The following is a 23244-nucleotide window of genomic DNA, read 5'->3' on the forward strand; positions in this document are numbered from 1 at the left end:
GCATGCTCTACCTGTGGCTCAAGGCCCTGCACATCATTGCCATCGTCTGCTGGTTCGCCGGCCTGTTCTACCTGCCGCGTCTGTTCGTCTACCACGCGATGAGCGAGGACGCACCCAGCCGCGAACGCTTCTGCGTGATGGAGCGCAAGCTGTACCGCGGCATCATGACCCCGGCGAGCCTCGCCGCAGTGGCCCTCGGCATCTGGATGCTGATCCTCAACCCCGCACTGTTCGCCAGCGGAGGCTGGATGCACGCCAAGCTGACCCTGGTCGCCCTGCTGATCGGCTACCACCACTGGTGCGGCGCCCTGCTCAAACGCTTCGCCCGCGGCGAGAACCGCCACGGCCACGTGTTCTACCGCTGGTTCAACGAGGTGCCGGTGCTGTTCCTGCTGGCCATCGTCATCCTGGTGGTGGTCAAGCCGTTCTGATCCGCCTGTTCGGCAAGCCAGCGGCCTTCAGGCGCGGTAAACTGCGCCCCCTTTGCGCGGCCAGCCCGACAGTCACGGAGACCCGCATGCCCCAATACGCCCTGATCACCGGCGCCTCCAGCGGTATCGGCCTGGCCCTGGCCGAAGCCCTGGCCAGGCGCGGCCGCGCCCTGATCCTGGTCGCCCGCGAACGCCCGGCGCTGGAAAGCATCGCCTGCGAGTTGAGCCAGCGCTTCGGCGTCGAGGTGATGTTCCGCGTCTGCGACCTGACCGAGCCCCTGCAACTGTCCGGACTGCTCTACGAGATGGAGCAGTGCGACTACCAGGTCGACCTGCTGGTCAACAACGCCGGCGCCGCCTGTGCCGGCGGTTTTCTCGACAACGACTGGCACGCCGAGCGCAAGCTGCTCGAGCTCAACGTGTTCGCCCTGACGCGCCTGTGCCACGCCCTCGGCAACGCCATGGCGCGCCGCGGCGGCGGGCAGATCCTCAACGTCGCCTCGCTGGCCGCCTTCCAGGCCGGCCCCTGGCTGAGCAGCTACTACGCCAGCAAGGCCTTCGTCCTGCACTTCTCCGAGGGACTGCGCGAGGAGCTGCGCGAGCAGAACGTACAGGTCTCGGTGCTCTGCCCCGGCCCGGTGCGCACGCCGTTCTGGCGCAATGCCGGCCTCGACCTGCGCCCGCTGAAGGACAGCCCCTGGCTGATGAACGCCGAGCAGCTCGCCCAACTGGCCCTGCAGGGCCTCGACCGCCAGCGCAGCCTGATCGTCCCCGGCTGGCGCAACCGCCTGCTGGCCCGCGCCGCCCAGCTGTTGCCGCGCGCGCTGGCGCGCCGCGTCGCCGCACGCCTCAACCGCCACCTGCTGCCGGGCTGAGCCCGGCTCAGTCGGCACGCACCGTGCGCTCGGCCGCCCAGGCACGCAGCGCCGCCAGCTCCTCGGCCATCACCACCGACAGCGGCGCGGTCTGCTGCAGGGTGGCGAGCAGCAGCGCCTGATCCACCGCGCACTGCCGCGCCTGCGCCGCGTACAGCGCACTGACCACCGCCTGCTCGATCTCCGCCCCGGAAAACCCGGCGCTGGCCGCCGCCAGCTGCGCCAGATCCAACTGTGCCGGTTCCAGTTCGCGGCGCGCCAGATGGATACGGAAGATCTCCGCACGCACCGTGACGTCCGGCAGGTCGACGAAGAACAGCTCGTCGAAGCGCCCCTTGCGCACCAGCTCCGGCGGCAGGCGGTGGATGGCGTTGGCGGTGGCGACCAGGAATACCGGCGCCTTGCGCTCGGCCATCCAGGTCAGCAGCGTGCCGAGCACCCGCTGGCTGACGCCGCCGTCGTGATCGCCGCTGGCCAGGCCCTTCTCGATCTCGTCCATCCATAGCACGCAGGGCGCCATCTGCTCGGCCATCTTCAGCGCCTCGCGCAGGTTGCGCTCGGTCTCGCCGAAGTACTTGTTGTACAGGCAGGCGAAGTCCAGACGCAGCAACGGCAGGCCCCACAGGCCGGCCACCGCCTTGGCCGCCAGGCTTTTGCCACCGCCCTGCACGCCGACCAGCAGCACGCCGCGCGGCCGGTCGGCACCCTCGGCGGCGAGGAACGCCTCACGCCGCTCGCCGAGCCAGCGCTTGAGATTGCCCAGTCCGCCGACATCGGCGAAGCGCGCAGTCTCGTACTCGAAGCCGAGCACGCCATCCATGTCGAGCAGTTGGAAGCGCGCGCGGTTGAGTTCGGGCAGGTCGTCCTGGGTGATGGCGCCGTCGTTGCAGATCACGTTGCGCGCCAGCAGGCGCGCCTCGGCATGGGCCAGGCCGCGCAGGTTCTTCACCAGCTGCTGCAGGGTGCGGTTGTCGGCGCGCACCCGCAGGCCGTGGTTGCGCTCGCTCCAGCGCTGCGCCTCGTCGCGGACGATGGCCAGCAGCTCGTCCTCGCCGGGCAGCGCCAGGCTGAAGCGCGCCGTCAGGCGCTGCAGCTCGGCCGGCAGTTTCAGCGCGTGGGACACCAGCACCAGGGTCGGGCGCTGGCTGCCCTGGGCCATCGCCACCTCCTTGAGCAGCCGCACCAGGCGCGGACTGTCGGCAAGGAACGGATGCAGGTCGCAGAACACGTAGAGGTTGGCCTGCGGATCGGCCTTGACCAGGCGCAGCGCCACCTCCGGCTCGCGGCTGTCGTCCCCGCCCTGCGGCTCGCCACCGAAGCCCAGACGCTGCACGCCCTCGGTGACCGACCACAGGTACAGACCCAGGCCGCGCTTGATCGCCAGGCCGCTGAGGGTCTCCAGCACCCGCGGCTCGTCCCAGGACTCGATGACGATCAGGCGCACGCGCGAGTCGAGCACCAGGCCCAGATCGTGGATATCGTTCTTCACACTGACTCCTTGTGGGGTGGGCGGCGACGGACGCAGCCGGTAAACTCGGCCGATCCGCAACCAATGGAGAGACGCCTGTGGACTGCCTGTTCTGCAAGATCGTCAATGGCGACATTCCGGCGCGCAAACTCTACGAAGACGACCAGGTGGTCGCCTTCCACGATATCGCTCCGCAGGCGCCGGTGCATTTTCTCGTGATTCCGAAAAAGCACATTGCCACCCTTCACGATATCGGCGAAGAGGACAAGGCGCTGCTCGGGCACATCGCCTACACCGCCCAGCGCCTGGCCCGCGAGCTGGGCTGCGCGGAAGGCTTCCGCGTGGTGATGAACTGCAACGAACAGGGCGGCCAGACCGTCTACCACATCCACATGCACGTGCTCGGCCAGCGCCAGATGCACTGGCCGCCGGGCTGATCGCACGCCCTGCTGATCCTGCGCAAGCCCCGCCACTCCGGCTTGCGCCAGACTCGCCGCCGTCGCCATTGCCGGAGGTCGCCATGACCAGCCAACGCCACTACTCCCCGGCCGATCGCCTGCTGCAGCAGGCCGACGCCGCCCTGCGCACCCTGCTGCCGTTCAGCGGCCAGCCGGGCCGCCCCTCGCCCGCCCGGGACAAGGACGAGGTCGCCCTCGCCGAGGCCGAAGCCCGCCACGTCTGCGGCCTGATGCGCATCAACCACACCGGCGAAGTCTGCGCCCAGGCGCTGTACCAGGGGCAGGCGCTGACCGCCAAGCTGCCGCAGGTGCGCCAGGCCATGGAGCAGGCCGCCGACGAGGAGATCGACCACCTGGCCTGGTGCGAGCAGCGCATCCGCGAGCTGGGTGGCCGGCCCAGCCTGCTCAACCCGCTGTTCTACGGCCTGTCGTTCGGCATCGGCGCCGCCGCCGGACTGGTCAGCGACCGGGTCAGCCTGGGCTTCGTCGCCGCCACCGAGGATCAGGTGGTCAAGCACCTCGACGAACACCTGGCCCAACTGCCGGCCGGCGATCAGCGCTCGCAGGCGATCCTCGAGCAGATGCGCGAGGACGAGCTGCAGCACGCCACCACCGCGCTGGACGCCGGCGGTCTGCGCTTCCCGGCCCCGGTCAAGGCCGGCATGACCCTGTTGTCCAAGGTGATGACCAAGGCCACCTACCGCATCTGAGGCCGGGCTGCAGAAACGCGAAAGGGCACCCGAGGGTGCCCTTTCTGCTGCGCGGCGGAAAACTCAGTGCGGCATGTTGCGGCCGTAGAAGATCTCAAGCATCTCGTGACGCACGCGCTCCTCCACTTGGGCGCGCTGCTCGGCGGAGAGGTTGTTGGTGGCGTCGCCGAACAGGTAGTTGTCCAGGTCGAAGTCCTTGAGCAGCATCTTGGTGTGGAACAGGTTCTCCTGGTACACGTTGACGTCGGTCATCTGGTACGCCTCCTTGGTGTCGTCGGAGAGGTACTTCTGGATCGAGTTGATCTCGTGGTCGATGAAGTGTTTCTTGCCTTCCACGTCGCGGGTGAAGCCGCGCACGCGGTAGTCGACGGTGACGATGTCCGAGTCGAACGAGTGGATCAGGTAGTTCAGCGCCTTCAGCGGCGAAATCACCCCGCAGGTCGACACGTCGATGTCGACGCGGAAGGTGGCGATGCCTTCCACCGGATGGATCTCCGGATAGGTGTGCACCGTGATGTGGCTCTTGTCCAGGTGCGCCAGGATGGTTTCCTTGAGCGGACCGGGCGACTCCTCGATCTGGCTGTCGGTGGGCTCCACCGGCTGCTCGGAGATCAGGATGGTCACGCTGGCGCCCTGCGGATCGTAGTCCTGGCGAGCGATGTTGAGGATGTTGGCGCCGATGATCTCGACCACATCGGTGAGGATCTGCGTCAGCCGCTCGGCGTCGTAGACCTCGTCGATGTACTGGACGTAGGCCTGCTGGTCTTCCGGCGTCTCGGCGTAGCAGATGTCATAGATGTTGAAGCTCAAGGTCTTGGTCAGGTTGTTGAACCCATGGAGCTTGAGTTTGCTTTTCACCGTCGGTAACTCCCCAGGTGTATGCGGCGTTGCCGCGGTTGTGGCATGCCCGTCAGCTGCACCAGGCAACTGCGTAGGACGGCTTGCACCTCTTCGCCAAGGCGGTGGCTATAAAGAAGGCGCCGCGCCATCCCTCGGGATCACGCGGCGCCTCGAAAAAATAAGCGCGACATTATGCAGATGGCAGGCCCGCTCGCCTAGAGCCTGCCGGCAGATTGTGGCCGGACGGTCAGGCACCCAGCTCGACGATCTCGTAGCTGTGGCTGATCTCCACGCCGCCGCGGGCCAGCATGATCGACGCCGAGCAGTACTTCTCCGCCGACAGCTCCACCGCGCGCTTGACCTGAGCCTCCTTGAGGCCGCGACCCTTGACCACGAAGCGCAGGTGGATGCGGGTGAACACCTTGGGATCCTCGTCGGCGCGCTCGGCCTCGAGGAACGCCTCGCACCCCTCGACCGGCTGGCGGGCCTTCTTGAGGATGTGCACCACGTCGAAGCTGCTGCAGCCGCCGAGGCCGAGCAGGAGCATCTCCATCGGCCGCACGCCGAGGTTGCGGCCGCCGCTCTCCGGCGGGCCGTCCATGACCACCACGTGGCCACTGCCCGACTCGCCAAGGAACATGGCCTCGCCGGCCCACTGGATACGTGCTTTCATCAGCCTGACTCCGCGCTAGTGTATAAAGGAAGCGCGCAAGCTTAACACAGCTGCCGGGGAGGCTCCTTTAGTCGAACCTCTGTGATCTGTCGCGCAATTTACCCCTACGGATTGCGGGGGGGCTGTTAAGGTGACGCCACTTTACTGGCACACTGCCTAGCTCTAAAACAATAAAATCTCGCCTGCTGCACAGGGCTTACCTCTCTTTATATTTTTCGGGATCGGGCATGGTTGCTATTAGCCTCACACCAAAGATCAAGAACCTCGACAAGCTGCTGGCACACTGTCATCGCCGTCGCTACACCGCCAAGAGCACCATCATCTACGCGGGCGATCGCTGCGAAACCCTGTTCTTCATCATCAAGGGCTCGGTGACCATCCTCATCGAGGACGACGACGGCCGCGAGATGATCATCGCCTACCTCAATCAAGGCGATTTCTTCGGCGAAATGGGCCTGTTCGACCTCGAGGGCCGCGAGCACGAGCGCAGCGCCTGGGTACGCGCCAAGACCGAGTGCGAGGTGGCGGAGATCAGCTACGCCAAGTTCCGCGAGCTGACCCAGCAGGACCCGGAGATCCTCTACACCCTCGGCAGCCAGATGGCCGAACGCCTGCGCAAGACCACCCGCAAGGTCGGCGACCTGGCCTTCCTCGACGTCACCGGTCGGGTGGCCCGCACCCTGCTCGAGCTGTGCAAGCAGCCCGACGCCATGACCCATCCCGACGGCATGCAGATCAAGATCACCCGCCAGGAAATCGGCCGCATCGTCGGCTGCTCGCGGGAGATGGTCGGCCGCGTGCTCAAGTCCCTCGAGGAGCAGGGCCTGGTGCACGTGAAGGGCAAGACCATGGTGGTGTTCGGCACGCGCTGAAGCCCGACAGCCGCCCTGCCCGCCAACGAATAGGCCGTCCTCGTGGACGGCCTTTTTGCATGGTGCCGGTTCAGCCCGGGAAGAACAGCCGGCGCAGCTCCTCGCCCGGCTCGGGCGCGCGCATGAACGCCTCGCCGACCAGGAAGGTCCACACGTCGTGGCGCTCCATCAGCTCGACGTCGGCGCGGGCGAGGATGCCGCTCTCGGTGACCACCAGGCGATCGGCCGGAATGCGCGGCAGCAGGTCGAGGGTGGTCTGCAGCGACACCTCGAAGCTGTGCAGGTTGCGGTTGTTGATGCCGAGCAGCGGCGTGTCCAGGCGCTCGAGGGCGCGCTCCAGCTCCGCGCCGTCGTGTACCTCGACCAGCACGTCGAGGCCCTGCTCCCTGGCCACCTGGGCCAGCTCGACCAGCTGGACGTCGTCCAGGCAGGCGGCGATCAGCAGCACGCAGTCGGCGCCGATGGCGCGCGCCTCGACCACCTGGTAGGGATCGATCAGGAAGTCCTTGCGGATCACCGGCAGCGCACAGGCGGCACGCGCCTGCTGCAGATAGGCGTTGGCGCCCTGGAAGAAGTCGACGTCGGTGAGCACCGACAGGCAGGTGGCGCCGCCGGCCTGGTAGCTGGCGGCGATCTGCGCCGGATCGAAGTCGGCGCGTATCACCCCCTTGCTCGGCGAGGCCTTCTTCACCTCGGCGATCACCGCCGGCCGGCGCTGCGCCGCCTGCTGCAGCAGGGCGCGGGCGAAGCCGCGCGGCGCGTCGGTGGCGCGCGCACGCGCCTCCTGCTCGGCCAGGCTGACCTGGGCGCGGGCAGCGGCGACTTCCTCGACCTTGCGGGCGACGATCCTTTCCAGCACGGTCGGCACGCTCATGCCTCGCTCTCCACTTTGAACACGTTGGTGAAGGACGCCAGCTCGTCCATCTTCTCGCGGGCCAGGCCGGTGTGCAGGGCGTCGTGGGCCAGCTGCACGCCTTCCTTGAGGCTGGTGGCGTGGTCGGCGGCGTACAGCGCGGCGCCGGCGTTGAGGATGATCATGTCGGCGGCCTTCTGGCCCGCCTCGCTGCGACGCCGGCCGAGCGCATCGCGGATCAGCTCCAGCGACTGCGCAGCGCCCTCGACATTGAGGCCGATCAGGCTCTGGCTGCGGATGCCGAAGTCCTCGGGCTGGATGCGGTATTCGCTGATCACGCCGTCCCTGAGTTCGGCGACGTGGGTCGGCGCGGCCAGGCTGATCTCGTCGAGGCCGTCCTGGGCGTGCACCACCAGCACGTGCTGGCTGCCCAGGCGCTGCAGCACCTCGGCCAGCGGCCGGCACAGCGCCTGGGTGAACACGCCGAGCACCTGGTGACGCACGCCGGCCGGGTTGGCCAGCGGGCCGAGCATGTTGAAGATGGTGCGCAGGCCCAGCTCGCGGCGCGCTGCCGCGGCATGGCGCATGGCGCCGTGGTGAGCCGGGGCGAACATGAAGCCCACGCCGACCGTTTCGATGCAACGCGCCACCTGCTCGGGCTTGAGATCCAGGTAGATGCCCGCCGCCTCCAGCAGATCGGCGCTGCCGCTCTTGCCGGACACCGCGCGGTTGCCGTGCTTGGCCACCTTGCCACCGGCGGCGGCGACCACGAAGGCGGCCGCCGAGGAGACGTTGAAGATGTTCATGCCGTCGCCGCCGGTGCCGCAGGTGTCGACCAGCCGCTCGGCGTCGATGCTCACCGGAGCGGCCAGCTCGCGCATCACCTGCACGGCGCCGACGATCTCGTCGATGGTCTCGCTCTTCATGCGCAGGCCCATGAGGAAGGCGCCGATCTGCGCGTCGCTGCACTGACCGGTCATGATCAGACGCATCACGTCCTGCATCTCGGCGGTGGACAGATCCAGCTGGTTGACCACCCGGTTGAGGGCTTCCTTGATGTCCATCAGCGCACGCCTCCGCTCTGCTTGAGGAAATTGGCCAGCAGCTCGTGGCCCTGCTGGGTGAGGATGGATTCGGGGTGGAACTGCACGCCCTCGACGTTGAGGGTCTTGTGGCGCAGGCCCATGATCTCGTCGACGCTGCCGTCCTCGAGCTGGGTCCAGGCGGTGATCTCCAGGCATTCCGGCAGGCTCTCGCGGCGCACCACCAGCGAATGGTAGCGGGTCACGGTGAGCGGATTGGCCAGGCCGGCGAACACGCCGCCGTCCTGGTGGAACACCGGGCTGGTCTTGCCGTGCATGGCCACCCGTGCGCGCACCACCTCGCCGCCGAACGCCTGGCCGATGCTCTGGTGGCCGAGGCAGACGCCGAGCAGCGGCAGCTTGCCGGCGAACTCGCGGATCACCGCCAGCGACACGCCGGCCTCGTTGGGCGTGCAGGGGCCGGGCGAGACCACGATGCGCTCGGGATTCAGCGCGCGGATCTCGTCCACGCTCAGTTCGTCGTTGCGCACCACCTTGACCTCGGCACCCAGCTCGCCGAAGTACTGCACCAGGTTGTAGGTGAAGGAGTCGTAGTTGTCGATCATCAGCAGCATGTCAGGTCCCCTTCACTCTGCACTTTGTTCGGCCAGGGCCACCGCGCGGAACATGGCGCGGCGCTTGTTGAGGGTTTCCTCCCACTCCAGGGCGGGCACCGAGTCGGCGACGATGCCGGCGCCGGCCTGCACGTGCAGCTCGCCGTCCCTGATCACCGCGGTGCGGATGGCGATGGCGGTATCCATGTTGCCGTTCCACGCCAGGTAGCCGACCGCGCCGCCGTAGACGCCGCGCTTGACCGGCTCCAGCTCGTCGATGATCTCCATCGCGCGGATCTTCGGCGCGCCGGACAGGGTGCCGGCCGGCAGGATGGCGCGCAGCGCGTCCATCGCGGAAAGCTCGGGCTTCAACTGGCCGGTGACGTTGGAGACGATGTGCATGACGTTGGAATAGCGCTCGATGACCATCTGCTCGGTGACCTTCACCGAGCCGGTGGCCGAAACGCGGCCGACGTCGTTGCGGCCCAGGTCGATCAGCATCAGGTGCTCGGCCAGCTCCTTGGTGTCGGACAGCAGATCGCGCTCCAGCGCCAGGTCGGCCTCCTCGGTCGTACCGCGCGGGCGGGTGCCGGCGATGGGCCGCACGGTGACCTCGCCGTCCTCGACGCGCACCAGCACCTCCGGAGACGAGCCGACCACGTGGAAGTCGCCGAAGTTGAAGAAGTACATGTACGGCGTCGGGTTGATGGTGCGCAGCGCGCGGTACAGGTCGATGGGCGCGGCCTGGAACGGGATCGACATGCGCTGGGAGATCACCACCTGCATGCAGTCGCCGGCGAGGATGTACTCCTTGATGCTGCGCACCGCGCTCTCGAAGTCGTCGCGGCTGAAGCTGGAACGGAATGCCGGCTCCGGGCCGAGCGGCGCGGCCAGGTCGACCCCCAGGCGCGGGGTGATCGGCTGGCGCAGACGCGCCATCAGCGCCTCCAGGCGGGCCAGACCGGCCTCGTAGGCACCGGCCTCGCTCGGATCGGCGAGGACGATGGCGTGCAGCTTGCCGGCCAGGTTGTCGAACACCACCACCGCATCGGAGACCATCAGCAGGATGTCCGGAGTGCCGATGGGGTCGGGATTCGGGCACTGCGCCAGGCGCTGCTCGACGTAGCGCACGCTGTCGTAGCCGAAGTAGCCGACCAGCCCGCCGTTGAAGCGCGGCAGCCCGGCCAGGATCGGCACGTTGTAGCGCGCCTTGAACGCTTCGACGAAGGCCAGCGGATCGGCGCATTCATGGCACTCGGTTTCCACACCGTCCACCGTCACCCGCGCCTGGTGGCCGTGAACGCGCAGCACGGTGCGGCAGGGCAGGCCGATGATCGAGTAGCGCCCCCACTTCTCGCCGCCCTGCACCGACTCGAGCAGGTAGGAGTTGGGCGCGTCGGCCAGCTTCAGGTAGATGGACAGCGGGGTGTCGAAATCGGCGAGGGTTTCGCGGGCGAGCGGAATGCGGTTGTAGCCGGCAGCGGCCAAACGCAGGAATTCTTCACGGGTCATGATCAGCCTCGGGGCCTTTTGAACGGTCGGTATGCAAAGCGCGCCGGCAAGCCGGCCAGGGACGATGTCAGGCGCGCCAGCGCCAGCGGGCCAGAGCCTTGATGACTTTCATCCACAGTTTGCAGGTGACCACCACGAATCTGATCTCTATCGGCGGGTTTGCTACGGGTAGTGCCGCACACTAGCGCAGCGCTCCCGGTGACGCAAGCAACAAGCGGCGAGGAGCATGCGCTCTGTCGCGTCGGCCGCACCGGAAGCCCCCGAAGAACCGGTGCGCGCGCCGCGCCCTACGGGCAGGGCGCGGCGCCGAACAGCTCGCGCAGGTCGTCGATCACCCGCGCCGGGTTCTCCCGGGCGATCGGCTCGCCGTGGTTGTAGCCGTAGGACAGCGCCACGCAGGCCACCCCGGCGGCGCGCGCGGCGCGCACGTCGTTGCGCGAGTCGCCGACGAACAGCGCCTCGCCCGCGCCCACCCCGGCCCTCTCCATCACCCAGTGCAGCGCGGCCGGATCGGGCTTCTGCTGCGGCAGGCTGTCGCCGCCGACCAGCCACTGGAAGTAGCCGTCCAGGCCCTTGTCGGCGAGCAGCTCGGGCAGGAAGCGCGCCGGCTTGTTGGTGATCAGCGCCAGCGCCACGCCCTCCTCGCGCAGCCGGTCGAGGGTCTCGACCACCCCGGGGTAGACGCGGGTCAGTGCGTGGTTGTCGGCGTAGGCGTCCAGGAACAGCGCCAGCGCCTGCTCGGCCAGCGCCTCGTCGACGCCGGCATGCTCGAGGCCGCCGGCCAGCGCGCGGCGCACCAGCACCCGCGCGCCGTTGCCGACCCACAGGCGCACCCGCTCGCGGCCGGCCGGTTCGCGGCCGAGGGCGAGCAGCGTGCGGTCGACCGCCGCGGCCAGGTCCGGCACCGAGTCGACCAGGGTGCCGTCCAGATCGAACATCGCCAGGCGCGGCAGGCGCCCGGCGAACAGTGCGTGCAACAGGGTCATCCGCGGACCTTGGCCAGCTCGCCGCGCATGGCGTCGATCACCGCGCGGTAGTCCGGCTGGTTGAAGATCGCCGAGCCGGCGACGAAGGTGTCGGCGCCGGCGGCGGCGATCTCGGCGATGTTGTTCACGTTGACCCCGCCGTCGATCTCCAGGCGGATCTCGCGGCCGCTGGCGTCGATCAGCGCGCGCGCCTCGCGCAGCTTGTCGAGGGTGCCGGGGATGAACTTCTGCCCGCCGAAGCCCGGGTTGACGCTCATCAAGAGGATCATGTCGACCTTGTCCATCACGTACTTCAGGCAGTCCAGCGGGGTGGCCGGGTTGAACACCAGACCGGCCTTGGCACCGCCGTCCTTGATCAGCTGCAAGGAGCGGTCGATGTGCTCGCTGGCCTCGGGATGGAAGGTGATGTAGCTGGCGCCGGCCTCGAGGAAGTCGCCGATGATGCGGTCGACCGGCCTGACCATCAGGTGCACGTCGATCGGCGCCGTGATGCCGTACTTGCGCAGCGCGCTGCAGACCATCGGGCCGATGGTCAGGTTGGGCACGTAGTGGTTGTCCATCACGTCGAAGTGGACGATGTCGGCGCCGGCGGCGAGGACAGTGTCGACTTCCTCGCCCAGGCGGGCGAAGTCGGCGGAGAGGATCGACGGGGCGATGGCGAAGGGCTGCATGGATACCTCGGGGCGGGGGGCCGGAAAAGGCGAAGTTTCCCGCTTCATCCCGCCCCGGGCAAGGGTCGACGGACGACCACGGCGTCCGGCGTAGACCTCAGGAGCCCTTGCGCCAGGCGGCGAAGCGCCGCTCCAGGGCCGGGCCGTGCTGGCTCCAGAACTCGGCGTCCATGCCCACCGCGCCGGCGATGTTCTGCTCGGCGGTGGGCAGCTCGCCCGCCACCGGCGCGTCGAGCAGCGCCAGCGCCTGGCGGTTGGTCGGCCCGTAGGCGATGCGCTCGGCCAGCGCCTTCTGCTGCTGTGGCTGGCTGGCGAAGGCGACGAAGCGTCGCGCCAGCTCGCCCTTCCACACGCCCTTGGGCAACGCCCAGTAGTCGAAGTCGTAGATGCTGCCGCTCCACACCAGCGCCAGCGGCTGCTCGGTGCGGGCGGCGCTGACCCGGCCGTTGTAGGCGGCGCTCATCAGCACGCGGCCGTCGCGCAGGGCGCGGATCGGCTCCTCGCCGGCCTTCCACCAGTGGATGTGCGGCTTCAGCTCGTCGAGCTTGCGGAAGGCGCGCTCGACGCCCTCGGCGCTGCCCAGCACCCGGTAGACGTCCTTCGCCGCCACGCCGTCGGCCATCAGGGCGAATTCCAGGTTGTAGCGCGCGCCCTCGCGCAGGCCACGCTTGCCGGGCAGGCGGCGGACGTCCCAGAAGTCGCGCCAGCCCTGCGGCGCCTCGCGCAGGCGCTGCGGGTCGTAGGCCAGGGCCATCGACCAGACGAAGATGCCCACCCCGCAGGGCTGCAGCGCACCCGGCACGAAATCCGCCGGATTGCCGGCCAGGCCGGGCTCGAGACGCTCGAACAGGCCCTCCGCGCAGCCACGCATGAGTTCCGGGGCCTCCACCTCGATCACATCCCAGGACACATGGCTCTGCTCCAGCTGCTGCTTGAGCTTGGCGAGGTCGCCGTTGTAGGCGCGGTACACCACCGCATCGCCGGTGGCCTGCTTGAACGGCTCGTAGAAAGCCTCGCGCTGCGCCTTCTGGCTCGCGCCGCCGAACGACACCACGGTCACGTAGTCGGCCAGCGCCGGCATCGCCGCGCCGCCGAGCAGGGCGGCCAGCAGGCCGCCCCGGCACACTTGCATCATCGTCACACTCCTTATGTACATGCCGCGCCTCACTCCGGCAGCTGGGTGCGCAGCTTCTCGCTGCGTCCGCGCAGCCATTCGAGGGTCAGCAGCATCACCACCGAGAAGCCGATCAGCAGGGTGGCCGCGGCGGCGATGGTCGGGCTGAGGTTCTCGCGGATGCCGCTGAACATCTGCCGCGGCAGGGTGGCCTGCTCGGGGCCGGCGAGGAACAGGGTCACCACCACCTCGTCGAACGAGGTGGCGAAGGCGAACAGCGCCCCGGAGATCACCCCCGGCGCGATCAGCGGCAGGGTGACGCGGAAGAACGCGGTCAGCGGCGGCGCGCCGAGGCTGGCGGCGGCGCGCACCAGGTTGTGGTTGAAGCCCTGCAGGGTGGCGGTGACGGTGATGATGACGAAGGGCACGCCGAGCACCGCGTGCACCAGGATCAGCGAGATGTAGCTGTTGCCCAGGCCCAGCGGGGCGAAGAACAGGTAGCTGGCCACCGCGACGATCACCACCGGCACCACCATCGGCGAGATCAGGATGCTCATCAGCAGGGCCTTGCCGCGGAACTCGCCGCGGGTCAGACCGATCGACGCCAGGGTGCCGAACACCATGGCCAGCACGGTGGCCGCCGGGGCGATGATCAGGCTGTTCTTCAGCGCGCGCAGCCATTCGGCGGCGGTGAAGAACTCCTCGTACCAGCGCAGCGAGAAGCCCTGCAGCGGGTAGACCAGGAAGGTGCCGGAGTTGAACGACAGCGGCACGATGACCAGCACCGGCAGGATCAGGAACAGCAGGATCAGACCGCACAGGCTGCGGTGGAACCAGAACCAGACCCGCTCGATGGGCGACATGTACGGACTCAGCATGACGATTCTCCTCCTCAGCCCAGGCGCAGGCGGCTGGCGCCGACCAGCCAGCTGTAGATCACGTAGAACAGCAGGGTGGCCGCCAGCAGCAGGCCGCCGAGGGCGGTGGCCATGCCCCAGTTGATGGTGGTGTTGGTGTAGAAGGCGACGAAGTAGCTGATCATCTGGTCGTTCGGACTGCCCAGCAGCGCCGGGGTGATGTAGTAGCCGATCGACAGGATGAACACCAAGAGGCCGCCGGCGCCGACCCCGGCCAGGGTCTGCGGGAAGTACACGCGCCAGAAGCTGGCGAACGGATGGCAGCCGAGCGACACCGCGGCACGCATGTAGGTCGGCGAGATGCCCTTCATCACGCTGTAGATCGGCAGGATCATGAACGGCAGCATGATGTGCACCATGGAGATGTACACGCCGGTGCGGTTGAACACCAGCTGCAGCGGCTCGTCGATGATGCCCAGCGCCTGCAGGGTGCCGTTGATCAGGCCGCCCGACTGCAGCAGCACGATCCACGCGGCGACGCGCACCAGGATCGAGGTCCAGAACGGCAGCAGCACCAGGATCATCAGCAGGTTGCTCTGCCGCGCCGGCAGGTTGGCCAGGAGGTAGGCCAGCGGATAGGCCAGCACCAGGCAGATGGCGGTGATCACCAGGCCCATCCAGAAGGTACGGGCGAAGATCTCCAGGTAGATCGCCTGGTCGGGGGTGGCCGGCGCCAGCTCGCCCAGCTCGTCGATGCGATGGTCGAGGGCGGCCAGCAGGTAGTAGGGGGTGACGCCGCTGGCGTTGCGGCTGATCGCCTGCCAGTAGGCCGGGTCGGCCCAGCGCTCGTCGATGCGCTCCAGCGCCTCGCGCCAGGAGGCCGGCTGCTCGGCCAGCGGCAGCTGGCGCGCGGTCTTCGACAGCAGGCTGCGGTAGCCCGAGACCTCCATGTTCAGACGCTTGGACAGGTCGCCGAGGGTCTGCTGCTTGCGCGCCTGCGGCAGTTCCTCGGCCAGTGCCTGGTAGACCGGCTCCGGCGGCAGGCCGCGCCCGTCCCAGGCCTCGATGGCAGCCACCGTGCGCGGCAGGGCACCGACCACCTCGGGGTTGTCGATGCTGCGCCAGAGCAGCGCGCCGATCGGCACCAGGAAGGTCAGCAGGAGAAACGCGAACAGCGGCAGGATCAGCGCCTGCGACTTCAGGCGATTGAGCCGCTCGGCGCGCGCCAGACGCTGCTTGAGGGAGAGGCCGGCGACCTCGGAAGGGACGGACACTGCGCTAGCCATGTTCAACTCCGGACAGATGGCCGCCGCCGGCGGCCGGGCAGGACTGCGGGGCGTTCCCCGCGGACGGTGCAGCGCACCCCGAGGGTACGCCGCCCGCCGTGACTGTTACTTGGCGGCCCAGGCGTTGAAGCGCTGTTCCAGCTGCTCGCCGTAGTCGGCCCAGAAGGTCACGTCGATGGCCACCTGGTTGGCGATGTTCTGCGGCGTGGTCGGCATCAGCTCGAGACGCTCCTTGGGCAGCAGGTCGATGGCCTTCTTGTTGGCCGGACCGTAGGCGATGTTCTCGGCCCACACCTTCTGCTGCTCGGGCTGGACCGAGAAGGCGATGAACTCGCGGGCCGCCTCCTGGTTCTTGGCGCCCTTGGGGATGGCCCAGGCGTCGAAGTCGTAGATGCCGCCGTCCCACACCACCTTGAGGTTGCTCTCGCCCTGCACCGCGGCGATGCGGCCGTTGTACGCCGAGCTCATCACCACGTCGCCGGAGGCGAGGTACTGCGGCGGCTGGGCGCCGGCTTCCCACCACTGGATGTGCGGCTTCAGCTCGTCGAGCTTCTTGAACGCGCGGTCGACGCCCGCGTCGGTGGCCAGCACCTTGTAGACCTCTTTCGGCGCCACGCCGTCGGCCATCAGGGCGAACTCCAGGGTGTACTTGGCGCCCTTGCGCAGGCCGCGCTTGCCGGGGAATTTCTGCACGTCCCAGAAGTCGGCCCAGCTGGTCGGCGCGGTCTTCAGCTTGTCGGCGTTGTAGGCGAGCACGGTGGACCAGACGAAGAAGCCGACCCCGCACGGCTGGATGGCGCCGTCGATGTAGTCGGCGGCCGGGCCGAACTGTGCCGGATCGAGCTCCTCGAACATCCCCTCGTCGCAGCCGCGCGCCAGCTCCGGCGACTCCACCTCGACCAGGTTCCAGGAGACGCTGCCGGTGTCGACCATGGCCTTGACCTTGGCCATCTCGCCGTTGTACTCGCCGGCGATGATCTTGTGCCCGGTGGCCTTCTCGAAGGGCTCGTAGAACGCCTTGGTCTGCGCCTGCTTGTTGGCGCCACCGAAGGAAATGGTGGTCAGATCGGCCGCAACGGCCGACAGGGTGCAACCCAGGCCCAGGGTCAGGGCCGCGAACCTCAGGGATTTCGACATTGTGTTGTTCTCCAGGATGCTGCGTTGGGGGACTTGCTGCTGTCGGGCCGCAACCTCACTCCGCGGTCAGCGGATCGAGGGCGCGGACATGCTCCACTTGCCAGCCGAGCGGCACCACGTCGCCCACCGCCAGCGCGGGGTCGAGTTCGGCGATCGGCTGCTTGACGAAGAAGTTGTGCTGTCCGGCCACCTCCAGGCGCACGCGCACGTGGTCGCCCAGGTAGATGAACTCGGCGACACGGCCGGAGAAGCGGTTGTCGCAGGTGCCGCTGTGGCCGTTGAGACGGACCCGCTCGGGCCGCACCGACAGGCTGACCAGATCGCCCGGCTGGCCGACGCGCACCGCCAGCGCCTCGACCTGCTCGCCGCGCGGCAGCTCGACCACGCAGCGCTCACCGTCGCGGCGCACCAGGCGGCCGTTGATGCGGTTGTTCTCGCCGATGAAGTTGGCGACGAAGGCGTTGCACGGCTCCTCGTACAGCTCGCGCGGCGCGGCGATCTGCTGGATCTCGCCCTGGTGGAACACCGCCACGCGGTCGGACATGGTCAGCGCCTCGCCCTGGTCGTGGGTAACGTAGACCACGGTGACGCCCAGACGCTGGTGCAGGTGCTTGATCTCCATCTGCATGTGCTCGCGCAGCTGCTTGTCCAGCGCGCCGAGCGGCTCGTCCATCAGCACCAGCTGCGGCTCGAACACCAGCGCGCGCGCCAGCGCCACGCGCTGCTGCTGGCCGCCGGACATCTGTGCCGGATAGCGGCCGGCCAGCGCCTCCAGCTGCACCATGCTCAGCGCGCGCTTGACCCGCTCGGCGATGTCGCTCTTGCCCATGCCGCGCACGCTCAGCGGGAAGGCGAGGTTCTCGGCCACGGTCATGTGCGGGAACAGCGCGTAGTTCTGGAACACCATGCCGATGTCGCGCTTGTGCGGCGGCAGCTTGTTGATCGCCCGGCCGCCGAGGAGGATCTCGCCGGCGGTGGGGGTTTCGAAGCCGGCCAGCATCATCAGGCTGGTGGTCTTGCCCGAGCCGGACGGCCCGAGCAGGGTGAGGAATTCGCCCTTGCGAATGTCCAGATTGAGATCCTTGACGATCAGGTTCTCGCCGTCGTAGCTCTTCTGCACGCCACGGAAGCTGACCAGAATCTCGTTGCCTTGTGTCTCGGCCATGACCGCACCTGTAGGACTGGGTGGACTATGGCCACAGAGTAGGCAGCGACCGCGCGCCGGCAAATCGGCGGGCAGGACGACATCACCTAGGCGCAGCGGAAGATGTCTTGTAGGAATCGCCCTACAAGGCAGGCGCGTCGGCGGCACCGGCGAGCCGCGGAACGCGGGGGTCAGACCAGCTTGTGCTCCATGGCGTAGCGCACCAGGTCGGCCACCGAGTGGGCGTCGAGCTTCTGCATCAGGCGCGCCTTGTGAGTGCTCACGGTCTTGCTGCTGACCGACAGCTGCTGGGCGATCTCGTTGACGCCCTCGCCGCGCACCAGGCGCTCGAACACCGAGAACTCGCGCTCGGAAAGCAGCGCATGGGGCGGCCGTGAGTCGGTCAGACCGACCTCGAAGACCATGCGGTCGGCCAGCGCCGGGTCGATGTAGCGGCCGCCGCCGGCGACCTTGCGGATCGCGGTGAGCAGCAGCGCCGGGTCGCTGTCCTTGGTGGCGTAGCCGGCGGCGCCGATCTTCAGCGCGCGGGCGGCCATCTGCACCTCGTCGTGCATGGACAGCACCAGGACCGCCGGCGGGCTGGCCAGCGCGCGGATCCGCGGGATCGCCTCGAGGCCGTTGACCCCGGGCATGGAGATGTCCAGCAGGACCACCTCGCAGGGGGTGTGGCGGAGGATCTCCAGCAGCTGCTGGCCGTTGCCAGCCTCGCCGGCCACGCACAGGTCTCTGGCCATGCCGATCAGCTGCTTGATGCCCTCGCGGACGATGGTGTGGTCTTCGGCCACCAGTACCCGGATCATGCCGTCTCCTTTTCCTCCTGGGCGAGGGGAATCCTCACGTACAGGGTAGTGCCCTGCCCCGGGGTGCTGTCCAGACGCAGGCGGCCGCCGAGCATGGCCACCCGCTCGCGCATGCCGACCAGGCCGAACGAGCCGCTGCGGGTGTGCGCCGGATCGAAGCCCACGCCATCGTCGCTGATGCTGAGCTGCAGCTCGTCCGCCTCGCGGCTCAGGCGCACCTCGACGCTGTGCGCGCGGGCGTGGCGCATGATGTTGGTCAGCGCTTCCTGCAGCACGCGGAACAGCCCGGTGGCCTTGGCCTCGCCGAGCGGCGGCAGCTGCTCGGGCACCTCGACCAGGCAGGGGATCTGCGTGCGCGCCTCGAAGCGCCGCGCCTGCCACTCGATCGCCGAGGCGATGCCGGCGTCGAGGATCGGCGGGCGCAGCGCGGTGGCCACGTCGCGCACCTGCTGGAACAGCTGGGCGATCAGCTTGCTCATGTTCTGCAGGCGCTCGCGCAGCTCGGCGTCCTGCTCGCCGTGGGCCAGCTGGCACATGGAGATCTCCAGCTTGAGCACGGTGAGCATCTGCCCCAGCTCGTCGTGCACCTCGCGGGCGATGCGCGCCTTCTCCTCCTCGCGCACGCTCTCCATGTGCGCGGCCAGCTCACGCAGCTGGGCGCGCGACTCGGCCAGCGCCAGCTCGGTGTGCTTGATCTCGCTGATGTCCCAGACCATGCCGTCCCACACCACCCGGCCGGCCTCCAGGCGCCGCGCGGTGGCCTTGATGTCGACCCAGATCGGCGTGCCGTCGCGGGTCAGCAGGCGGCCCTGCCAGTGCCAGTCGTCGTCGGCAGCCAGCGCCGCCTGCTGGCTGCTCCAGTAGCCGTCGCGGTCGTCGGGATGCACCAGGCTGCGGATGCCACGCTCCGGCTCGAGCAGGGTCGCCGCCGGGTAGCCGACCAGCCCGGCGCTGCCCTCGCCGATGAACGAGATGTGCACCTCGGCGCCCGGCGCGGCGCGCTCGAGGCGGAACAGCAGGCCGGGCACGTTGCCGGCGATGCCCTTCAGACGGGCCTCGCTCTCCTCCAGCGCGGCGCGCGCGCGGCGCCGCTCGGTGACGTCGGTGAGGTAGACCAGCAGGTACTCGGTGTCGCGAAAGCGCAGGAAGCTGATCGACACGTCGGTCGGCAGCCAGCTGCCGTCGGCGCGCCGGCAACGGGTCTCGAAGCCCAGCGCCACCTCGTCGGCGGCGCGTGCGTTCTTCCACAGCGCCAGCCAGCGGTCCATGTCCAGCTGCGGTTCCAGCTCGCGCAGCGGCCGCTCGACCAGCTCGCCGGGGCGGTAGCCGAGCAGCTGCTCGGCGGCGTGGTTGGCGTAGCGCACGTGGCTGTCCCAGTTGACCCAGAGGATGCCGACGGTGCTGTGGTCGATGGAGAACTGGGTCAGGCGCAGGGCCTGCTCGGCCGACTCGCGCAGCCACAGGTCGTGGCGGGCCGCGGCCAGGCGCTGTTCCAGCTCGCTGCTCTCGCGGCGCAGCCACCAGGTGGCGACCAGCAGCGCGGCCAGCAGCAGGCCGAGCAGCAGCGCCAGGCTGCGCCAGAAGCCGGCGGTCTCGCCGAGGCCCGCCACCGGCGGCTGCAGCCAGCGCCGCTGCAGCTGCTCCAGGCGCTCCTCCGGCAGGGCGCGCAGGCCCTGGTCGATCCGCGCGGCGAGCGCGTCGAGGTCGCGGCGCACGGCCACGCGCAGCAGCAGCGGATAGCCGACGTCGCCGAGCACCTGCAGCGGGGCGAATTCCGCCTCGCCGAGCAGGCGGGCGTACTGCGCCTCGTCGATCACCGCGTAGCTCGCCTCGCCGGCCAGCACCAGGCGCAGCGCCTGCCGCTCCGAGCTGGCCGACAGCACTTCCAGGCCGCTGTGGCTGCTGCGCAGGAAGCGCTGTACCGGACTGTCGTCGCGCACCGCCACCGGCTGCTGGCGGCTCAGGCGATCGAGGCGCACGGCGGCGGCGCTGCTGCGCTCGCCGACGATCAGGTGGGGGATGCGCAGGTAGGGATCGGAGTAGCGCCACAGGCGCAGGCCGCTCGGGGTCTGCTGCAGGCCGGGCGCCAGTTCGATCTCGCCATGCCGCACGGCCGTCTCCAGGGCGTCCTGGTCGGCGAAGGTGTGCCAGCGCAGGCCGACGCCGAGCTGCTCGGCCAGGGCCTCCATCAGCTCGACATGGGCGCCGACCAGCAGGTCCTGGCGCTGACGCCGATCGAGTTCGGCGTAGGGCGCCTGCAGCACCACGCCGACCTGCAGCGGCGCAGGTCCGGTCTGCCATTGGCCGGCGTCCGCCACCACGCCCTCGGCCGCGGCCGATCGGCCGGCCAGCAGCGCGAGGCCGAGCAGGATGAGCGCGATCAGGTGACGCAGCGGCGACGGGCGAACGGACATGCACGGCTCCCGGAGGCGGGACAGGGGGCGAAGGGTCAGTGCCAGTCCTGGCGCTGACGGATCAGCGCCCAGGCGGCGTGCAGCCGGCGGGTGGTCTCGGTGGCGGCGGCCAGCCGGGCGGCGTCGGCTCCCCCCAGCTTGTCCGGATGATGGCGACTGAGCAAGCGGCGATAGGCGCGCTTGACCGTCGCCGGCGCACAGTCGGCGCTGACGCCGAGTAGCGCAAGGGCGGCGCGGTACTCGGCATCATCCTCCAGGCGCGGCAGGCAGCGCCCCAGCGCGCCGGCCTCCAGCTCGGCGAGATGCGCGGCGCTGCAGCCGAGCTGCGCGGCCCAGCCGGCGAGCAGCTCGCGCGCCGCCGGCGCGCAACAGTCGCCGGCCCAGGCCATGCGCCAGGTGGCGCGCAGCACGGTGTCGCGGCGCGCCGGGCGCCCCGCGAGGCGGGCCAGCGCCTGGCCGATGCGGGCGCCGCGCTGGCCGCGGGCGAAGGCGGCCAGCGCCAGGGTTTCGTTGAGGCCGGCCCGCCGCGCCTCGCGGCGCAGGGCCCGGCGCTGCGCCGCGGGGCTCGCCGCACCGGCGGCGGCCAGCGCGCCGAGCAGGTGCATGAGCAGCACGGCGTCTAGCTGGTCGGCGGCATGCCGGCCGAGGCGCTGGCGCAGGTCGGCCCAGTCGGCCAGCTCCAGGCGGCGATCCAGCCACTGGCCGAGCGCGCCGCCGAGCAGGGCGCCGGGCACGCTGGCCAGCACGAAGCCGGCCACCCCGCCGAGCACGCTGGCCGGCCACAGCATCAGGCGCGCTCCGCCAGCAGGCGTTCGGCCTCGGCGAGGCGCTCGTGGGTGCCGACGTCGACCCAGCGCCCGCGGAAGTGCTCGCCGCTGACCTGGCCGAGCGCAATGGCGTCGAGCAGCAGCGGCGCCAGCTTGAAGGCGCCCGGCCGGCAGCCGGCGAACAGCGCCGGGTCGAGCACGGCGATGCCGCTGTAGGTCAGCCCGGCCTCGGCAGCGCGGGCGCAGGCGCGGCCGTCCTGCAGGCGGAAGTCGCCGTCGGGGTGGTGCGCCGGGTTGTCGACCAGCACCAGATGGGCGAGGCCCGCCAGCGGGCGGCGCAGCTCGGCGAAGGCGTAGTCGGTCCAGATGTCGCCGTTGACCAGCAGGAAGGGCGCGCCGCCGAGCAGCGGCAGGGCACGCTGGATGCCGCCGCCGGTCTCCAGCGGCTCGCCCTCGGCGGAGTAGGCGATGCGCACGCCGAAACGCGCGCCGTCGCCCAGGTAGTCCTCGATCTGCTGGCCGAGCCAGGCGTGGTTGATCACCAGCTCGGTGAAGCCGGCGCGCGCCAGGGCGCGCACATGGTGCTCGATCAACGGCATGCCGCCGACCGGCACCAGCGGCTTGGGCGTGTGCAGGGTCAGCGGGCGCAGGCGCTCGCCCTTGCCGGCGGCGAGGATCATCACCTTCATGCGGCAGGCTCCTTGGGCAGGCCGGCGAGCAGCTCGCCGAGCGGCGCCAGCTCGGGGCGGCGGGCGATCACCGTGTCCAGGTAGGCGAAGAAGCGCGGCACGTCGCCAAGGTATTTCGGCTTGCCGTCGCGATGGCAGATGCGCGCGAAGATGCCGATCACCTTGAGGTGGCGCTGCGCGCCCATCAGGTCGCTGGCGCGCCTGAACGCCTCGAAGCTTTCCGGCAGCGGGATGCCGGCCGCGCCGGCGAGCTGCCAGTAGCGGCGCAGCCAGCCCTCGACGCGCGCCTCGGGCCAGCTCACGAAGGCGTCCTTGAACAGGCAGGTGACGTCGTAGGTCACCGGGCCGAACACCGCGTCCTGGAAGTCCAGCACGCCGGGATTGGGCGTACTGAGCATCAGATTGCGCGGCATGTAGTCGCGATGCACCAGCACCCGCGGCTGGGCCAGGGCGCTCTCGACCAGCAGGTCGCAGGTCGCCTGCCAGGCCGCCAGCGCCTCGCCCGCGAGGGTCACGCCCAGATGGCGCTGCAGATACCAGTCGGGGAACAGCTGCAGTTCGCGGCGCAGCAGCGCCTCGTCGTAGGCCGGCAGCTGATCCGCCACCGGCAGGCGCTGGAAGGCCACCAGCGCCTGCAGGGCGTCCTCGAACAGGGCGTCGGCGTTGTCCGCGTCGATGACTTCCAGGTAGGTCTGCCGACCGAGGTCGGGCAGCAGCAGGAAGCCCTGTTCGAGGTCGGCGGCGAGGATCTCCGGTACATGCACGCCGGCGCGCGCCAGCAGACCGGCGACCTTGACGAAGGGCCGGCAATCCTCCTGCAGCGGCGGGGCGTCCATGACGATCAGGCTGCGCTCGCCGTCTTCCCAGCGGAAATAGCGACGGAAGCTGGCGTCGCTGCTCGCCGGGGTCAGCCGGGCGGCGTGCGGCACGCCCCAGCCGCGCGCGGCGAACAGTTCCGCCAGGCAGCCGTCCAGCCAGCCCTGCAGGTTTTCGTATCGACCATCCACAGACATTCGCGGGCTCCCCTTCA

At 69.5% G+C, this 23244-nt stretch carries 23 protein-coding genes and 1 pseudogene; 5 read left to right on the forward strand and 19 right to left on the reverse strand.

Translation table 11 applies throughout. The features are described from left to right. Nucleotides 1–2 precede the first annotated feature (2 nt). Together hemJ and BLT78_RS15990 are read left to right on the forward strand one after the other, a co-directional pair. The gene (gene hemJ, locus BLT78_RS15985) at nucleotides 3–431 is read left to right on the forward strand and encodes a protoporphyrinogen oxidase HemJ (protein WP_090350270.1); all 429 of its coding nucleotides are present in this window, start codon (nucleotides 3–5) and stop codon (nucleotides 429–431) included. An 86-nt stretch (nucleotides 432–517) separates the two neighbouring features. Beyond that, a complete protein-coding gene (locus BLT78_RS15990; protein ID WP_090350273.1) occupies nucleotides 518–1306 on the forward strand; it encodes an SDR family NAD(P)-dependent oxidoreductase in 789 nt (262 codons plus the stop codon). A gap of 7 nt (nucleotides 1307–1313) precedes the next feature. Here the strand turns inward: BLT78_RS15990 and BLT78_RS15995 are convergent, their stop codons facing one another. Next, nucleotides 1314–2795, reverse strand: coding sequence for an AAA family ATPase (locus tag BLT78_RS15995; RefSeq protein WP_090350276.1), 1482 nt, complete (start codon nucleotides 2793–2795; stop codon nucleotides 1314–1316). Between the two features lie 77 nt (nucleotides 2796–2872). Here BLT78_RS15995 and BLT78_RS16000 point away from each other — a divergent pair, with 77 nt between their 5' ends. Both BLT78_RS16000 and coq7 read left to right on the forward strand, forming a co-directional pair. After that, nucleotides 2873–3211: a histidine triad nucleotide-binding protein gene (locus tag BLT78_RS16000; protein WP_090350279.1), complete on the forward strand. Its 339-nt coding sequence runs from the start codon at nucleotides 2873–2875 to the stop codon at nucleotides 3209–3211. Nucleotides 3212–3294: 83 nt separating this feature from the next. Next, nucleotides 3295–3942 carry a 2-polyprenyl-3-methyl-6-methoxy-1,4-benzoquinone monooxygenase gene (coq7, locus tag BLT78_RS16005; protein ID WP_090350283.1) on the forward strand — a complete coding sequence of 216 codons (648 nt, stop codon included), beginning with the start codon at nucleotides 3295–3297 and terminating at the stop codon, nucleotides 3940–3942. A 63-nt stretch (nucleotides 3943–4005) separates the two neighbouring features. Here coq7 and speD read toward each other — a convergent pair whose 3' ends face one another. Together speD and BLT78_RS16015 are read right to left on the reverse strand one after the other, a co-directional pair. Further along, nucleotides 4006–4800, reverse strand: coding sequence for an adenosylmethionine decarboxylase (gene speD, locus BLT78_RS16010; protein ID WP_090350286.1), 795 nt, complete (start codon nucleotides 4798–4800; stop codon nucleotides 4006–4008). Nucleotides 4801–5029: 229 nt separating this feature from the next. Further along, entirely contained in the window at nucleotides 5030–5455 is a 426-nt protein-coding gene (locus BLT78_RS16015) for an OsmC family protein (RefSeq protein WP_090350287.1), read from the reverse strand. Between the two features lie 227 nt (nucleotides 5456–5682). Here BLT78_RS16015 and crp point away from each other — a divergent pair, with 227 nt between their 5' ends. Beyond that, nucleotides 5683–6327: a cAMP-activated global transcriptional regulator CRP gene (crp, locus tag BLT78_RS16020; RefSeq protein WP_090350290.1), complete on the forward strand. Its 645-nt coding sequence runs from the start codon at nucleotides 5683–5685 to the stop codon at nucleotides 6325–6327. A 70-nt stretch (nucleotides 6328–6397) separates the two neighbouring features. Here the strand turns inward: crp and trpC are convergent, their stop codons facing one another. The 16 genes and pseudogenes from trpC to BLT78_RS16100 form a co-directional block, all read right to left on the reverse strand. After that, on the reverse strand, nucleotides 6398–7201 hold the full coding sequence (gene trpC / locus BLT78_RS16025) for an indole-3-glycerol phosphate synthase TrpC (protein ID WP_090350293.1): 804 nt from the start codon (nucleotides 7199–7201) through the stop codon (nucleotides 6398–6400). Continuing rightward, nucleotides 7198–8244, reverse strand: a complete 1047-nt coding sequence (gene trpD, locus BLT78_RS16030) for an anthranilate phosphoribosyltransferase (RefSeq protein ID WP_090350295.1) — start codon at nucleotides 8242–8244, stop codon at nucleotides 7198–7200. The genes trpC and trpD overlap by 4 nt, the downstream gene beginning before the upstream one ends. Continuing rightward, nucleotides 8244–8837, reverse strand: coding sequence for an aminodeoxychorismate/anthranilate synthase component II (locus BLT78_RS16035; protein WP_090350298.1), 594 nt, complete (start codon nucleotides 8835–8837; stop codon nucleotides 8244–8246). Before BLT78_RS16035 ends, trpD begins: the two co-directional genes overlap by 1 nt. Nucleotides 8838–8849: 12 nt before the next feature. Further along, entirely contained in the window at nucleotides 8850–10328 is a 1479-nt protein-coding gene (gene trpE, locus BLT78_RS16040; RefSeq protein ID WP_090350301.1) for an anthranilate synthase component I, read from the reverse strand. Between the two features lie 67 nt (nucleotides 10329–10395). Then, a pseudogene (locus BLT78_RS16045) lies at nucleotides 10396–11314 on the reverse strand (phosphoglycolate phosphatase). Next, the gene (rpe, locus tag BLT78_RS16050) at nucleotides 11311–11985 is read right to left on the reverse strand and encodes a ribulose-phosphate 3-epimerase (protein WP_090350306.1); all 675 of its coding nucleotides are present in this window, start codon (nucleotides 11983–11985) and stop codon (nucleotides 11311–11313) included. Before rpe ends, BLT78_RS16045 begins: the two are co-directional and overlap by 4 nt. A 97-nt stretch (nucleotides 11986–12082) precedes the next feature. Continuing rightward, nucleotides 12083–13120, reverse strand: a complete 1038-nt coding sequence (locus tag BLT78_RS16055) for an ABC transporter substrate-binding protein (RefSeq protein WP_090350309.1) — start codon at nucleotides 13118–13120, stop codon at nucleotides 12083–12085. Nucleotides 13121–13149: 29 nt separating this feature from the next. Continuing rightward, nucleotides 13150–13977, reverse strand: a complete 828-nt coding sequence (locus tag BLT78_RS16060) for an ABC transporter permease (protein WP_090350311.1) — start codon at nucleotides 13975–13977, stop codon at nucleotides 13150–13152. Between the two features lie 14 nt (nucleotides 13978–13991). After that, nucleotides 13992–15242 (reverse strand): ABC transporter permease, encoded by a 1251-nt coding sequence (locus BLT78_RS16065; protein ID WP_090350314.1) that lies wholly within the window; start codon nucleotides 15240–15242, stop codon nucleotides 13992–13994. A 105-nt stretch (nucleotides 15243–15347) separates the two neighbouring features. Continuing rightward, a complete protein-coding gene (locus BLT78_RS16070; protein WP_090350316.1) occupies nucleotides 15348–16379 on the reverse strand; it encodes an ABC transporter substrate-binding protein in 1032 nt (343 codons plus the stop codon). 55 nt (nucleotides 16380–16434) lie between these two features. Next, entirely contained in the window at nucleotides 16435–17544 is a 1110-nt protein-coding gene (locus BLT78_RS16075) for an ABC transporter ATP-binding protein (protein WP_090350319.1), read from the reverse strand. Between the two features lie 170 nt (nucleotides 17545–17714). After that, nucleotides 17715–18344 carry a response regulator gene (locus BLT78_RS16080; protein WP_090350322.1) on the reverse strand — a complete coding sequence of 210 codons (630 nt, stop codon included), beginning with the start codon at nucleotides 18342–18344 and terminating at the stop codon, nucleotides 17715–17717. Beyond that, nucleotides 18341–20758: a PAS domain-containing sensor histidine kinase gene (locus BLT78_RS16085; protein ID WP_090350325.1), complete on the reverse strand. Its 2418-nt coding sequence runs from the start codon at nucleotides 20756–20758 to the stop codon at nucleotides 18341–18343. Before BLT78_RS16085 ends, BLT78_RS16080 begins: the two co-directional genes overlap by 4 nt. A 35-nt stretch (nucleotides 20759–20793) precedes the next feature. Beyond that, on the reverse strand, nucleotides 20794–21546 hold the full coding sequence (locus tag BLT78_RS16090; RefSeq protein ID WP_090350327.1) for a co-chaperone DjlA: 753 nt from the start codon (nucleotides 21544–21546) through the stop codon (nucleotides 20794–20796). Continuing rightward, nucleotides 21546–22214, reverse strand: a complete 669-nt coding sequence (gene murU, locus BLT78_RS16095) for an N-acetylmuramate alpha-1-phosphate uridylyltransferase MurU (protein WP_090350330.1) — start codon at nucleotides 22212–22214, stop codon at nucleotides 21546–21548. The genes BLT78_RS16090 and murU overlap by 1 nt, the downstream gene beginning before the upstream one ends. After that, entirely contained in the window at nucleotides 22211–23227 is a 1017-nt protein-coding gene (locus BLT78_RS16100) for an aminoglycoside phosphotransferase family protein (protein ID WP_090350333.1), read from the reverse strand. The genes murU and BLT78_RS16100 overlap by 4 nt, the downstream gene beginning before the upstream one ends. Between the last annotated feature and the right edge of the window lie 17 nt (nucleotides 23228–23244).

Origin of the sequence: Pseudomonas oryzae (genome assembly GCF_900104805.1) — a bacterium.
Lineage (GTDB): Bacteria > Pseudomonadota > Gammaproteobacteria > Pseudomonadales > Pseudomonadaceae > Geopseudomonas > Geopseudomonas oryzae.

What these genes read in the sequence shown, in the direction of transcription:
- BLT78_RS16060 (WP_090350311.1), bottom strand. Translation starts at nt 13,977, where the DNA reads ATGCTGAGTCCGTACATGTCGCCCATCGAGCGGGTCTGGTTCTGGTTC.
- crp (WP_090350290.1), top strand. Translation starts at nt 5,683, where the DNA reads ATGGTTGCTATTAGCCTCACACCAAAGATCAAGAACCTCGACAAGCTG.
- BLT78_RS16075 (WP_090350319.1), bottom strand. Translation starts at nt 17,544, where the DNA reads ATGGCCGAGACACAAGGCAACGAGATTCTGGTCAGCTTCCGTGGCGTG.
- murU (WP_090350330.1), bottom strand. Translation starts at nt 22,214, where the DNA reads ATGAAGGTGATGATCCTCGCCGCCGGCAAGGGCGAGCGCCTGCGCCCG.
- BLT78_RS16055 (WP_090350309.1), bottom strand. Translation starts at nt 13,120, where the DNA reads ATGATGCAAGTGTGCCGGGGCGGCCTGCTGGCCGCCCTGCTCGGCGGC.
- BLT78_RS16100 (WP_090350333.1), bottom strand. Translation starts at nt 23,227, where the DNA reads ATGTCTGTGGATGGTCGATACGAAAACCTGCAGGGCTGGCTGGACGGC.
- BLT78_RS16015 (WP_090350287.1), bottom strand. Translation starts at nt 5,455, where the DNA reads ATGAAAGCACGTATCCAGTGGGCCGGCGAGGCCATGTTCCTTGGCGAG.
- BLT78_RS16065 (WP_090350314.1), bottom strand. Translation starts at nt 15,242, where the DNA reads ATGGCTAGCGCAGTGTCCGTCCCTTCCGAGGTCGCCGGCCTCTCCCTC.
- BLT78_RS15990 (WP_090350273.1), top strand. Translation starts at nt 518, where the DNA reads ATGCCCCAATACGCCCTGATCACCGGCGCCTCCAGCGGTATCGGCCTG.
- BLT78_RS16090 (WP_090350327.1), bottom strand. Translation starts at nt 21,546, where the DNA reads ATGCTGTGGCCGGCCAGCGTGCTCGGCGGGGTGGCCGGCTTCGTGCTG.
- trpE (WP_090350301.1), bottom strand. Translation starts at nt 10,328, where the DNA reads ATGACCCGTGAAGAATTCCTGCGTTTGGCCGCTGCCGGCTACAACCGC.
- coq7 (WP_090350283.1), top strand. Translation starts at nt 3,295, where the DNA reads ATGACCAGCCAACGCCACTACTCCCCGGCCGATCGCCTGCTGCAGCAG.
- BLT78_RS16035 (WP_090350298.1), bottom strand. Translation starts at nt 8,837, where the DNA reads ATGCTGCTGATGATCGACAACTACGACTCCTTCACCTACAACCTGGTG.
- trpD (WP_090350295.1), bottom strand. Translation starts at nt 8,244, where the DNA reads ATGGACATCAAGGAAGCCCTCAACCGGGTGGTCAACCAGCTGGATCTG.
- BLT78_RS16085 (WP_090350325.1), bottom strand. Translation starts at nt 20,758, where the DNA reads ATGTCCGTTCGCCCGTCGCCGCTGCGTCACCTGATCGCGCTCATCCTG.
- trpC (WP_090350293.1), bottom strand. Translation starts at nt 7,201, where the DNA reads ATGAGCGTGCCGACCGTGCTGGAAAGGATCGTCGCCCGCAAGGTCGAG.
- rpe (WP_090350306.1), bottom strand. Translation starts at nt 11,985, where the DNA reads ATGCAGCCCTTCGCCATCGCCCCGTCGATCCTCTCCGCCGACTTCGCC.
- BLT78_RS16080 (WP_090350322.1), bottom strand. Translation starts at nt 18,344, where the DNA reads ATGATCCGGGTACTGGTGGCCGAAGACCACACCATCGTCCGCGAGGGC.
- hemJ (WP_090350270.1), top strand. Translation starts at nt 3, where the DNA reads ATGCTCTACCTGTGGCTCAAGGCCCTGCACATCATTGCCATCGTCTGC.
- BLT78_RS16070 (WP_090350316.1), bottom strand. Translation starts at nt 16,379, where the DNA reads ATGTCGAAATCCCTGAGGTTCGCGGCCCTGACCCTGGGCCTGGGTTGC.